Consider the following 315-nt stretch of genomic DNA (forward strand, 5'->3'; position numbering starts at 1 on the left):
CGCGGTCACGGTTTTCTCGTACCCCCAGTCCCTCGGATCGTGGCGGGTGTGTTCGATTTGCAGGTCCAGGGCCCGGGTCACGACTTTCGCTTCCTGGGCGTCCAACCAGGACCGTGCCTCGTCGATGTCCTTCAAGGTGTCCAACACCTGAGCCGCATCCAAACCACCCACCGCAGCCATCTGCAGCCGTCCCGACAACGCGGGAGGCTCACTACTGGAACGCACCCGCACATCCGGGTCATCGCCGAAGTAATAGGAAGCCCACGCTTCAGAAAACAACCACTCAGGACCCGGCTCACCCGAATCTGGTTCTGC

Annotated in this window: 1 pseudogene; it reads right to left on the bottom strand. The window is 61.9% G+C overall.

What is annotated here, in order from left to right:
• Nucleotides 1-225 (bottom strand): annotated as a pseudogene (locus tag HMI57_RS18275) (HNH endonuclease); the annotation flags it as partial.
• Nucleotides 226-315 lie beyond the last annotated feature (90 nt).

This window comes from Arthrobacter sp. 260 (genome assembly GCF_013116745.1).
Classification (GTDB): domain Bacteria; phylum Actinomycetota; class Actinomycetes; order Actinomycetales; family Micrococcaceae; genus Arthrobacter_D.